The organism is Steroidobacter sp. (assembly GCF_016790065.1).
Lineage (GTDB): Bacteria > Pseudomonadota > Gammaproteobacteria > Steroidobacterales > Steroidobacteraceae > Steroidobacter.
In genome coordinates this window covers 1-11,745 of sequence record NZ_JAEUPY010000275.1, presented here as the reverse complement: position 1 = coordinate 11,745, position 11,745 = coordinate 1, and the positions used below count along the sequence as shown (strand labels likewise).

The following is an 11,745-nucleotide window of genomic DNA, read 5'->3' as shown; positions in this document are numbered from 1 at the left end:
TGCGCTTCTGGATCGCCGATCCCCAGGAAGGCGTGAACAACGTGCGCTCCGATGTGAACCGCGCCATCTGGCGCTTGTTCAAGGCCAACGACATCGTCATTCCGGTCGCCCAGCGCGAAGTCATTCTGGAGATGCGCGAACGCGGTGCCGTCGTGCGTGACGTTTAAGCATGGCTCTCGCCAACGAGTTGGGTATTCCGGAAGACGCCATCGAGCTGCGTTTCATTCGCTCCGGCGGTCCCGGCGGTCAGAACGTCAACAAGGTCGCCAGCGCCGTGCAGATGCGCTGTGACTTGAAGCTATGGCCGGCGCTTCCCGAACGCGTTCGCGATCGTCTGCGCACCCTCGCCGGCCGTCGCCTCACTGCCGACGATGTCATCGTCATCAGCGCGCAACGCTTCCGCACTCAGGAACATAACAAGCGCGATGCTCTGGAACGGCTCGGTGAGATGGTCACCCAAGCTCGTATCGAGCCTCGCATTCGCCGGGCAACCAAACCGACGCGCGCTTCCAAGGAACGTCGCCTGGAAGGCAAACAAAAACGCGGCGACGTTAAAAAGGGCCGCAAGGTCTCGCACGACTGGTGAGTCCGCCCGCCAGATGAAACCAAGCCGCGGCAGCTGCAACTTGCCGGGCCGGCGCTGGGTTTTCTCGGCAAAAACAGCTCGCGATCGCCGGGCAATGTTTGCTATCGCGACGTCCATCTCACATTCGATGAGCGCCGGCTCACAGTTCCTGAACGGGACGCGACTTATAGTCCGCGTCAACATAGTGACGGAACACTTCCATGCACACCCGGCACCAGGTTACATCGGCTTCGACAGTCGCGATGCTAGCGCTAGCAACACTGTCCTCGTGTGGACAGGTGATGTTGTCGGACTCCGACCGGAAAGCCGAAGAACAGCAGGCACGCTCGCTAGTGCTACTCAGCCCGCTCGTTATAAACATGGCGCCGCGCGGATTTAACTTGCGCGTGGACACTTCGGGCGAGCAAGTCCCGACCAGCTATCGTTTCCACCTGCAAGCAGTCAGCACCGCGGAGCAGTCGCTGTATGCCTTCGTCGATATCGCCCGCACCGGCGAGAAGACGCAGCTGAGTCTGAAGTGTGTGGTTCCCGTGTCCAGTGCTGGAGCCTCCGGCAGCCACGATTGCAGCGACCCCGCCGCGGTCAAGCCCGGCATGACGCTCTAAACCTTACAGCGCCACCGCGATCCCCAGGCGCCATTGCGAATCGAGCTTGCGGTTGTAATCCAGCAAGCTCTCGCCGTAGCCGTTGAAATATTGCAACGTCAACCAGCCGGTCAGGTCACCGCCGCTGAGCTTGGATAGCGGATACGAAACATTCAGTTCGACGCTGCCGTAGTCGCTGCGTTCGCCCTTGCGGATCGTGGTCCAGAAATCCAACCCGCCCTTGGCACCGATGCCGAGCACCCAATCGACATAGCCGCGATAGTCTTTGAGATCGGGATTCTCGTCGTCGGCAATGTAGTTGTGAATCAGCGGCGCGGCGAAGAAGCGCAGCCCGGAGGGGTCGCCCAACGTCAGCGTCGGTCGCGCGTAGAACATATTGAAGCTACGCGAGTCGTCGCCTTCCTTACCGTTGGACTCATGACCGAAGCCGGTCTCGACACCGACGCGCAACTGACCGTCGAAGAATCGCGCCAGGTCGTAATTGGAAAAGAACAACCGCGGCCGATAGCTGGAATCTTTGAAGGGCTTGGACAAATCGCCCAAATCCCACAGCGAGGTCTGCGAATAGGACAGATACAAATCGTCGATCCATGGCAAGCGACGCGCCAGCGGGCCGCGACCGTCGAACAGTTGATAACGCAAGCTGATCTGGAACTTGGCATTCAAGCCGCCGTCGCCACCGACCAGGAAATAAACCGGCTCGTACACCGACACCGCCAACGGCGGCGGCTTGTCGACCAGCGCGGTCGTATACGAATCCTTCGGCTGCTGCGGCTCGGCCGGTCGAGTGCTCTCATTGGCTGCGACCGCATTACTGTTTTGTGCCGGCGGCAGAATCTGCAAGGCCACCGAGTTCGACGCCAGGCCGGTGGGAACCAGCGTCGCCACGCCTTCGACCTGGGCCGGTAACGCACCCTGTAATTTCATCCGGACGAAGCCACCGGGCGCCACTTCGATCTTGCCGGTGCGCTCCGGCGTGAATTCGATGACGGACAGCGCGGTCGGCGTCTCGAAGCGCACATGTAGCTCGACCGGGAGTTCCACCACCAGCGGCTGCGCGTCACTATTGGTGATGGTCAGATCGAGCTGCACCGGCGTGCCCGAAACAACCTGGGCGTGCGGCGTGGATAGGATGATGTCGGCGCGAGCACCCCAGCTCAGTAGTAAGGCCAGGGCGAGGAACAGCTTGGAAATATTCATGGCACCGGATGACCGCCGCGACAGACCTGTCGCAGCGTACCGGGCCGCGACAGATCCAGCTAGCGGTGCGTCACCTGCAGCACGCTGTTCCGGATTTGTTCGTGCAACACCAGCTGCGCATCGTCAGCCACCGCGGGCAGCATGTCCGTGTAGGTCAACCGGCCTTCGGCACTCACACCGAGCACGTTCCGGGCACGCAGCAGGTCGATGAAGTTTTTGAACAGGGTCTTGTCGAAGAACTCGGGCGAGTTCAACTCATACAACAACGACATGCGCTGAGCCATGAGCTGACATTGCGACTCCAGCGCGTCCTGACTGATGCGCCCGCTGCCGTGCTTCAACAACACCGCGATCACCAGGTAATAGCGCTCGATGATTTGCACGGTGACCTGCGCCAGCACCGACAGCTGCACCGCCTCTGCCGAGCCCGTTGGCGGACGACGCCATTGCGCACCCGCCTCCACCGACTCCAGCAAGCCGTGATTGGCGAGATCGTCCAGCGTTTCGAGCACCGCGGCGCTGATCTCCTCTTCGGTCCAGCGCAGGAACAATTCGTCTCGCACGTACGGATAGACGCGCCACATGAGCCGCTGAATATCTTCGGTCCGCATGGTGCGATTGTTCAAGAAGCAGCAGGCGATCAGCGACGGCAACGCCATCAGATGCAGCACGTTGTTACGGAAGTAAGTCATCAGCACGGAGTTTTCCTCCGTCATCTGCAACACGTCGCCGAGCGGATGTTTCAAGCGCTGGATCACGCCCATGCGCTCGCCGTGACGCACGATGGAAACGCCATCGTTGTCGGTGATCCAAACCAGCGGCGAGTACGGCGCCTGGCGCAACAACGACGCGTACAACTCGAACTGACGCGCCAGATCGCTTTCCAGCATGGATTGCTTGGGCGTCGCCAGCAGGGCCAGCGCGATCAGGTTCATCGGCGCCACGCACGCAGCGCTGTTGATGTTGACCATGATGCGCGTGGACAGCTCGTCGACCGCAGCCGACAACCAAGGCGGCCGCTCCAGCTTGTCGACCGATCGACGATTGTCGGGATCGTGGCGCTTCAAGATTTCGTCGAGATGAATCGCCTCGCCGAAACTCACATGCACTTTGCCGAAGCGCTTACGCAGCGCCGGCAAGGTCCGCAGCATGGTGAAAATGGATTCCTTTTCCTTGGGCTTGCCGAGCATCTCGTTGACGTAGGTCTTGCCTTCGATCAAGCGCTCGTAGCCAAAGTACACCGGCAGGAACACGATGGGCCGCCGTGGATCGCGCAAGTAACTGCGCAGAGTCATCGACAGCATGCCGGTCTTGGGCTGTAACAAACGACCGGTGCGACTGCGCCCGCCCTCGACGAAATATTCCAGGGAGTGGCCGCGCGCCATCATCAAACCCAGGTATTTCATGAACACCATGGTGTACAGGCCGCTGCCCTTGAAACTGCGGCGCATGAAGAAGGCGCCGCCCTTGCGCAAGAAGCGCCCGACGCCCGCCATGTTCAGATTGATGCCGGCCGCGATGTGCGGAATCGCATAGCCCTTGTAATAGATCACATAGGACAACAACAGATAGTCGATATGACTGCGGTGACAAGGCACGTAGATCACTTCGTTGCCGTCGACCACCTTCTGTAGCTGCTCGACATGATGCAGCTCGACGCCGTCGTACAACCGCGTCCAGAACCAACTCAACGCCTTCGCCATGAAGGCCACGAAGATGTGCGAATAGTTGGCTGCAATCTCCCAGACATTGTCCTGCGCCAGCTTCAGCGCTTCGCGTCGAGAGATCTTTTTCGAGCGCATCTCGTCGGCCATCGCGCGACGCACGGCAGCCGAGCGCAACACTTGCGTGACCATGGTTCGTCGATGCGACAGGTCCGGCCCGATGGCGGCCGCTCGCTGTCGCGCCAACATGAGTCGCAAGGTCCGAGTGAGACGGCGCACGGCACGCGATCGATCCGAGCCATCGTTCACCGCCGAGCGCAACGACACCGGCTCGCCGAACTGCACGAACAGATTGCGACCGTTCACCATCAACGACAGCAACCGACGGAAGCGACCGACGCGCTCCCAGTTCTCGGACAGCAGGATGCGCAGCCACGAATCCTTACGATTGGGCGCGCGCCCCCACATCACCGTGACCGGAACCAAATCCACTTCCAGCGTGGGATCGTCGACGGCCGCGGCCACCAGCGAACGCATCGAGTCGGAAATACGATAGTCGGTGCGATCGCCCCAGAAACCGGCGCGACGTTCGAGGAACACCATGGACTCGGCCGGCAGCGGCTGCCTCAACGCCTGCGACGGCGCCGGCAGCCCATTTGCGGCACAGACCTTTTCCAGCACTACTACGTCAGCGGCCGCAGCCTCGTTCAGCACATAGCAAATCGGCCGCGTGTGCTGGGCATAGCGAGCACGCAGGTCTTCAGGCAACACATGCGGACGCGCCCACACCGAAACGGGCGCGCGCAGTAGGCCCAGCCAGAGTCTGTCGAGTCCGGAAAGATCAGCCATCGGTTCGCTTCGCGACGCGCTATTCAGCCGTCGTCGGGTTCTCGTTCTGTTGTAGCGTGCGGTCGAGGTCTTCCTTGTGCTGCTGCATGGTGCCCTCGACGGCACGCGCCTTGTCCATGGCGCCGGCCATATCCTTGAATGCGGTCTCTTCTACCGGCGGCGGCGGCTTGGGCGCCGAACCGCAGGCGACGAGCAACGACGCGGCGGCGGCCACCGCCAGGGCGCATGGAATCCTGCTCTTCCTGGTCATGGGAAACTCCTGTCGCTCGACCCGCCACACTGGCCGTGGCGAATAGTAGCAGGAGCGCCCAGTCAGGCCCGCAACCGTTGCAGGAAGTTGTCCAGCAAGGCACACACTTCGGTCAGATTGGCGGTCAAGCGATGGTCCGAATCGAGGATGTGCAGCGCCGATTTATATTGGCGCGCATAGCGGATGCTGTTCTCCACCGGCACGATGTCATCGTTCCAGCCATGCACGATGTCCACCGGACCCGCCGGCGGTGCCGGCGTGTATTTTTCATAGCCGGGCATGAAGAACGCCGGCGCCAACAAGAACAAGCCGCGCGTCAGCACTTGTGTCGATACGGTCGTGCACACGTGCGCGCCCAGACTCGAACCGACCAGCAACAATTCGCCCGGAAGTTTTTTGCACACTTCGAGCAGCTTGGTCACGCGCACCGCCGGATCGGCCATGCCGCGATAGTCCACCGATTCCACAGTGAGGCCATGGCGCTTGGCGACTTCGGCCATGGCGACGATTTTCGTGCCCCACGGTTCGCCGTCCTGGCCATGGGAGAACACGATGTACTGCTGGCTCACTAGAACAACTCTCCAGGATTATTGGTGACCGGGCCGGTGGGCGTCGGTCGCAGATGGAAATCGTGCCGCGAGGTATCCGCCAGATGCGACGGCACGACGTTGCACACACTGGAGAAGATGGTCTCGGTGCGGCCGGGATACTGACGCTCCCATTCGCGCAACATCTTCTTGATCTCTACGCGTTGCATGTTCTCTTGCGAGCCACACAGCGTGCACGGAATCAACGGAAATTCACGGGCGCGCGCGTAACGCTCGATGTCCGATTCGGCGACATACGCCAACGGCCGGATCACGATGTGCCGACCGTCTTCGGAATGCAGCTTGGGCGGCATGGCTTTGAGCTTGCCGCCGAAGAACATGTTCAGGAACAGCGTCTCGATGATGTCGTCGCGATGATGACCGAGCGCAATCTTGGTCACGCCGTTTTCGGCAGCGTAGCGGTACAAGGCGCCGCGACGCAGCCGCGAACACAGACCGCACATGGTCTTGCCTTCGGGAATCACGCGTTTGACGACGCTGTATGTGTCCTGCTCGATGATATGAAACGGCACACCCAGTGCCTTTAGATATTCAGGCAACACATGCTCGGGAAAGCCCGGCTGTTTCTGATCCAGGTTGACCGCCAGCAATTCGAAGTCCACCGGCGCGCTGCGCTGGAGCGACAGCAGCAGGTCCAGCAAGGTGTACGAGTCCTTGCCGCCGGACAGGCACACCATCACCTTGTCGCCCGCCTCGATCATGCGGAAGTCTTCGATGGCCTTGCCGGCGAGACTACGCAGCCGCGCTTGCAGGCGTTTGAAGTTGTTCGAGTAGTCGGGTTGAGCCCACATGATTGGTGGCGACCGTGAGTCGCTGTCATTCCTCTAGATACTTGCCTTCGATGTAGCGCAGCCAGGCGGCGGCCGAGAGCGGCTTGCCGGTGGCGTTGCGGATCAGATCGGGGGTGCTGACGGTGGCTGCCAGCGAATGCACATTCTGCCGCAACCACTCGAACAAGCCCGCGAATTGACCGGCCGCCATCTCCTCGTCCAACTGCGGCCGGTCGGAGCGCAGGCTCTCATACAACTGACCGGCAATCACTCCGCCGATGGCATAGGACGGAAAATAACCGAACGAGCCCACCGCCCAATGCACGTCCTGCAGACAGCCTTCGGCATCGTTGGCCGGGCGCACGCCGAGACGGTCGGCCATGCGAGTGTTCCACGCTTCGGGCAAATCGCGAATTTTCAATTCGCCCTTCAGGATCTCCTGCTCCAGCTCATAGCGCAGCAGGATGTGCACCGTATAAGTGACCTCATCGGCGTCGACCCGAATCAGGCTACGACGCACGCGGGTCAGCAGCCGATACAGATTCTCCACGTCCCATTCCGGGCCGGTGACGCCGAAGGCCTTTTCCATCAGCGGCTGTAAATAGCGCAGGAAGGGCCGATTGCGACAGATCAGCATTTCCAGCAGCAGCGACTGGCTCTCTTGCATGGCCATGCCGCGATCCCGACCAGCCGGCTGCCCGCGCCAGGCTTCGGGCAAGCCCACGTCGTACATCGCGTGACCCACCTCATGCAGCACGCCCATCAGGCCGGTCAGCGGATCGGTGGGGTTGAAGCGCGTGGTGATGCGGATATCGCCAGGCACGCCGCCGGTGAACGGATGCTCGCTCTCGTCCAACCGGCCGCGATCGAACGGAAAGCCCATGGTCTTCATCAGCTCGACGGCCAGGTGCCGCTGCTTGCTGACGCTGAAGCGCCCGGTGATCTCCAGCGGCGCCCGCTTGGACTGCGCATCGATGGCTTCCTGAATCAGGCTGGGCACGCGCCGACCCAGCGTGGTGAAAATGGCGTCGATCTCGGCCGCCGTCATGCCCGGGCTGAACTCGTCCAGCAAGGCATCGTAAGGATCGAGCTTGAGCGCCTTGCCCAGCAGCTCGGCCTTGTTACGCACCAGGCCCGAGACCTCTTCCAGGTGCGGGGCGAACAACGAAAAATCGCTTTTCTGCCGGGCTTCGATCCATTTGATCTCGGCGCGGGCAGTGGCTTTGGCCAGCCGCGACACCAGATTTTGGGGCGTGGCGATGGCGTGATCCCGCTCGCGGCGCATCTCCTTGAGATTGGCCTGCTGCCAATCCTCCAAGGCCTGCACATTGGCCTCCGCCCGATCCAGCAGGCGCGACACCCGCGGTGAGCCGACCAAGGAGTGCGCCTCGGTCTCCAGGGCGGCCAATTGCTCCCCCCTGAGGTCCGAGCTGCCCCGAGGCATCATCACGGCAGAATCCCAGCGCAACACACTGGCAGCGCTGCGAAAGGCGTGCAGACGCCGGAATTCCTGTTCGAGTTGTTGATAGGGCGTCAGGGCCATGGCGCGATCCGGGGGTTTCTGAGGGCTCGCCAAAGCGGCAAACCGTCGCAAGGGCGCCATTCTAGCAACCCGGCGCCGCCGACCAGCGACTGTCCGCCGCAACGCATTAGTTAATTTTCCTAACTAATGCGACAAGAGAGGGCCAGCGCGGTGCGGGGTTTATTCCAAAAATGTATTTCCGAATTACAAAATATTTAGGGAACGGTGGGTATGTGCCGTGGTCTCATACACCGTCCTCCTGCGAGGGCGGTTGTGAGCCGCTCTGGGACACGAGCCGGTAAGTGTTGCAGCCTACCGGCTCATCTTTTTTATGCTCGTGAGCGGGGCATCCTGCCACCGCCACTTCGCGCGAGGCTCGCAAAAAGGCGTGACTTTTTTGCGGCTCGCCGCCGACGCCCCGGACGGGGCGCGGCGGGTACGTCCATGTACCTGGGCGGCACCAATCAAACCCCATCTGTCTGACTTGGCGCGGCTTTGCCGCCGATGCGCAGGCGTTCGATCGTCTGGGCGATGTACTCGGGCGACTTGGTGTTGCGGGCGACGATCGTGTAGATCACCGGCACCACGTACAGCGTCAACAGCAACGAGAACGTCACGCCGTACACGATCACCGATCCGATGGTGCTTCGGCTTTCGGCGCCGGCGCCGGACGCCATCAACAGCGGCACTGCGCCGAACACCGTACACAGGCTGGTCATCAGCACCGGTCGCAAGCGAATCGCGGACGATTCGACGATGGACTGGTAGAACTCGACGCCCCGGTCCCGCAACTGGTTGGCGAACTCGACGATCAAAATACCGTTCTTGGCCGCCAGGCCGATCAGCATGATGCAACCGATCTGGCTGTACACGTTGATGGATCGATCCGTGACCCACAGTCCTAACAGCGCGCCGGCCACGGCAAGTGGCACTGTCATCATGATGATCATGGGATGGCGGAAGCTTTCGAACTGCGCGGCCAGCACCAAGAACACGATGACCAGCGCCAGCATGAACGTTATATAGAGCGCGTCGCCGGAGCTCTTGAACTCGCGAGACTCGCCGTCGTAGTTGATGACGGCATGCGACGGCAACTCGGTGCGAATCAGGTTCTCCATATAGTCGAGCGCTTCGCCGAGCGAATAGCCGGGCGTGAGATTGGCGGACAGCGTGATGGAACGCAGCCGATTGAAACGCTTCAGCTCGGTCGGGCCGGCGGTTTCCTCGATGGTCACCAGGCTGGATAGCGGCACCAGCTGGCGCGTGGTCGACGAGCGCACGTAGATGTTGGTGAGATCGCTGGTGGTGGCGCGATCAGTGTCCTTGGCTTGCAGGATGACGTTGTATTCCTCGCCACGATCCAGATAGGTCGTGACGATGCGTGAGCCCATCATGGTTTCCAGCGTGCGGCCGACCGAGGTCAACGAAACGCCAAGATCGCCGGCGCGATTGCGATCCACCATGACGCGGATCTGCGGCTTGCGAGCGTAGAAGTCCGAATCCAGATTGGTGAGCCCAGGATTGTCAGCGGCCTTGGCGAGCACGACGTCGCGCCAACGAGCCAGCTCCGCATAGTCGCTACCGCCGAGCACCACTTGCACCGGAATGCCCGAGCCACGAATACCGAGTCCGCCGGGCATGCCGACGTTGATGCGCACGCCAACCAGATCGGCCAAGCGTGTACGCAAGCGAGCGGCGATCTGCTGAGCCGACTCGGTGCGCTCATCCCATTCGCTGAGGTTGAGCGAGACGAAGCCGGTGTTCACGTCGGTGCCGCCACCGAAGTTGGGACTGCGGGAATTGAAGCGACGCACATTGCCACGCTCCACTTCTTCCATCGCCACTTCCTCGACCTGGCGCAAGTAACGATCCAGATACTGCAGGCTCGAGCCTTCCGGCGCGGTGAGTCGAATGAACACGCGCTGACGATCTTCGGTCGGCGTGTATTCGGACGGCAAATCCTTGAACAAAACAAATGCGAGGCCCACGGCCAGTGCGCCGGCCACGATGACGAGGGTCGGCGCGGCCAGAGCACGACGCAAGCTCCGTTCGTAGGCACTCGAGAGCCATTGGAAGAACCGATCAACGGCATGCGCCACCCGGCCGCGCACGATGCCGTTGGCAAAAATCTTGGAGCACATCATCGGCACCAGGGTCAGCGACACCAGCGCCGAAATGCCGATGGCGGCGGCGATGGTGATACCGAACTCGCCGAACAGCCGGCCGATGTTGCCGGGAATGAATGAAATCGGCAGGAACACCGCCATCAACACCAGCGTGGTGGCGATGACCGCGAAGCCGATCTCACGACTGCCGTCGACCGACGCCAGCAACGGCGCTTCGCCAAGCTCCATGCGACGCACGATGTTTTCCAACACCACGATGGCGTCGTCGACCACCAGACCGATGGCGAGCACCGCGCCCAGCAAAGTCAGCACGTTCACCGAGAAGCCGGCGATGGCCATGACGATACACGCAGAGATGATGGACACCGGAATCGTCACCGCCGGAATGATGGTGGCGCGCACGGTGCCCAGGAACAAATAAATAACCACCAACACCAGCAGCAACGCGACCACCAGCGCGTGCTCGACTTCGTAAATGGATTTGCTGACGAACACCGAGTCGTCGATGCTGGTGTCGAGCTTCAAATCGCTCGGCAAGGTCTTTTGCACTTCGGCGATTTCGGCATACACGCCATTGGAAACATCGAGCACGTTGGCCGTGGACTGCGGCACGATGCCCAGACTCACACCCGGCTTGCCGTCGGTGCGCGCGATGGAGCGTAAATTTTCCGCAGCCACTTCGACGGATGCGACTTCACCCAACCGCACCAGATACCCGTCGACACCGCGACCGACCACCAGCTGACGGAAATCTTCGGCTGAGCGGAAGCCGGTGTCGGTGCGGAGCGTGAATTCGCGCTCCAGAGATTCGATACGACCGGCCGGCAGCTCGATATTTTCCTGGCGCAACGAATCTTCCACGTCCTGCACGGTCAGCTGCCGTGCCGCGAGTGACTTGCGATCCAGCCACACGCGCATCGCATAACGGCGCTCGCCGCCGATGCGAATGGTCGCAACGCCCGGCACCACCGACATTCGGTCCACCAGATATCGATCGACGTAGTCGGTCAATTCGAGCTGGGTGCGCGTGGGGCTGGTCAACGCCAACCACATCACCGGCTCGGAAGAAGTATCGACCTTGGCAACCTGCGGCTGCTCAGCTTCCTGAGGCAGCTGCTGCACGACGCGCGAGACGCGATCGCGCACGTCGTTGGCGGCGGACTCGAGATCGCGATCCAAAGCGAACTCGATGGTGATGCGCGAGCGCTCGTCGAAGCTGGACGAGCGCAACGATTCGACGCCTTCGAGGCCGGCGATTTGGTTCTCGATCAGCTGCGTGATTTTGGATTCGACCACCGACGCCGAGGCGCCTCGATACACCGTTTCGACGCTGACCACCGGCGGCTGCACATTCGGCGTCTCGCGCACCGTGAGCCGGCTCAGCGCCATCGCGCCGACGATGGTCAGCAGCATGCTGACCACCATCGCGAATACCGGACGGCGGACCGAAATATCGGAAAGAATCATGACTTGGCCTGAGCAGCGAGGTCGTTGCGAGCGGCCACCGCGGTGCCATCGTGCAAGTTGAGCGTGCCGTCGATCACCACCACGTCGGCTTCGGTCGC

The 11,745-nt window shown here is 61.6% G+C and carries 9 protein-coding genes; 2 read left to right on the top strand and 7 right to left on the bottom strand.

All coding sequences use genetic code 11. The annotated features are described in order from the left end of the window. Positions 1 to 169 precede the first annotated feature (169 nt). Both arfB and JNL55_RS11930 read left to right on the top strand, forming a co-directional pair. Complete coding sequence (gene arfB / locus JNL55_RS11935; protein WP_293853057.1) at positions 170 to 586, top strand: alternative ribosome rescue aminoacyl-tRNA hydrolase ArfB; 417 nt, start codon at positions 170 to 172, stop codon at positions 584 to 586. Between the two features lie 380 nt (positions 587 to 966). After that, positions 967 to 1,191, top strand: a complete 225-nt coding sequence (locus tag JNL55_RS11930; protein ID WP_293853055.1) for a hypothetical protein — start codon at positions 967 to 969, stop codon at positions 1,189 to 1,191. Between the two features lie 3 nt (positions 1,192 to 1,194). Here the strand turns inward: JNL55_RS11930 and JNL55_RS11925 are convergent, their stop codons facing one another. The 7 genes from JNL55_RS11925 to JNL55_RS11895 form a co-directional block, all read right to left on the bottom strand. Beyond that, on the bottom strand, positions 1,195 to 2,391 hold the full coding sequence (locus tag JNL55_RS11925) for a phospholipase A (RefSeq protein ID WP_293853053.1): 1,197 nt from the start codon (positions 2,389 to 2,391) through the stop codon (positions 1,195 to 1,197). Positions 2,392 to 2,450: 59 nt separating this feature from the next. Beyond that, on the bottom strand, positions 2,451 to 4,904 hold the full coding sequence (gene plsB / locus JNL55_RS11920; RefSeq protein ID WP_293853051.1) for a glycerol-3-phosphate 1-O-acyltransferase PlsB: 2,454 nt from the start codon (positions 4,902 to 4,904) through the stop codon (positions 2,451 to 2,453). 19 nt (positions 4,905 to 4,923) lie between these two features. After that, a complete protein-coding gene (locus JNL55_RS11915) occupies positions 4,924 to 5,154 on the bottom strand; it encodes a hypothetical protein (RefSeq protein WP_293853049.1) in 231 nt (76 codons plus the stop codon). Positions 5,155 to 5,216: 62 nt separating this feature from the next. Beyond that, positions 5,217 to 5,723 (bottom strand): alpha/beta fold hydrolase, encoded by a 507-nt coding sequence (locus JNL55_RS11910; protein WP_293853048.1) that lies wholly within the window; start codon positions 5,721 to 5,723, stop codon positions 5,217 to 5,219. Continuing rightward, positions 5,723 to 6,553, bottom strand: coding sequence for a tRNA 2-thiocytidine(32) synthetase TtcA (gene ttcA, locus JNL55_RS11905; protein WP_293853047.1), 831 nt, complete (start codon positions 6,551 to 6,553; stop codon positions 5,723 to 5,725). The genes JNL55_RS11910 and ttcA overlap by 1 nt, the downstream gene beginning before the upstream one ends. A gap of 25 nt (positions 6,554 to 6,578) precedes the next feature. After that, positions 6,579 to 8,075 (bottom strand): carboxypeptidase M32, encoded by a 1,497-nt coding sequence (locus JNL55_RS11900; protein WP_293853046.1) that lies wholly within the window; start codon positions 8,073 to 8,075, stop codon positions 6,579 to 6,581. Positions 8,076 to 8,518: 443 nt separating this feature from the next. After that, positions 8,519 to 11,647, bottom strand: a complete 3,129-nt coding sequence (locus JNL55_RS11895; RefSeq protein WP_293853045.1) for an efflux RND transporter permease subunit — start codon at positions 11,645 to 11,647, stop codon at positions 8,519 to 8,521. Between the last annotated feature and the right edge of the window lie 98 nt (positions 11,648 to 11,745).

What these genes read in the sequence shown, in the direction of transcription:
- JNL55_RS11925 (WP_293853053.1), bottom strand. Translation starts at nt 2,391, where the DNA reads ATGAATATTTCCAAGCTGTTCCTCGCCCTGGCCTTACTACTGAGCTGG.
- ttcA (WP_293853047.1), bottom strand. Translation starts at nt 6,553, where the DNA reads ATGTGGGCTCAACCCGACTACTCGAACAACTTCAAACGCCTGCAAGCG.
- JNL55_RS11915 (WP_293853049.1), bottom strand. Translation starts at nt 5,154, where the DNA reads ATGACCAGGAAGAGCAGGATTCCATGCGCCCTGGCGGTGGCCGCCGCC.
- JNL55_RS11900 (WP_293853046.1), bottom strand. Translation starts at nt 8,075, where the DNA reads ATGGCCCTGACGCCCTATCAACAACTCGAACAGGAATTCCGGCGTCTG.
- JNL55_RS11895 (WP_293853045.1), bottom strand. Translation starts at nt 11,647, where the DNA reads ATGATTCTTTCCGATATTTCGGTCCGCCGTCCGGTATTCGCGATGGTG.
- arfB (WP_293853057.1), top strand. Translation starts at nt 170, where the DNA reads ATGGCTCTCGCCAACGAGTTGGGTATTCCGGAAGACGCCATCGAGCTG.
- plsB (WP_293853051.1), bottom strand. Translation starts at nt 4,904, where the DNA reads ATGGCTGATCTTTCCGGACTCGACAGACTCTGGCTGGGCCTACTGCGC.